Below are 242 nucleotides of genomic sequence, written 5' to 3' on the forward strand. Positions count from 1 at the left end.
ACTACGTCTACAACGACGCCTCCCAGCTCGTCTCCAGCAACGGCACGACCACCGGCTGGTCCTACGACAAGGCCGGCAACGAAACCGCCGCCGCACCCGTCAACGGCACCGCCCGCACCGGTGAGACCTGGACCGACCACGGTCAGCTCAAGTCGATCACCACTGTCGGCACCACCCGGGCCCTGACCCACGCGGGTACCGACAACACCGAACGCACCGCGCTCGCCGACACCACGTTCCAC

The 242-nt window shown here is 67.8% G+C and carries 1 pseudogene; it reads left to right on the forward strand.

What is annotated here, in order from left to right:
• A pseudogene (locus tag ADL08_RS38760) lies at positions 1 to 242 on the forward strand (RHS repeat-associated core domain-containing protein); the annotation flags it as partial.

Source organism: Streptomyces sp. NRRL F-6492 (assembly GCF_001280125.1).
Taxonomy (GTDB): Bacteria; Actinomycetota; Actinomycetes; order Streptomycetales; family Streptomycetaceae; genus Streptomyces.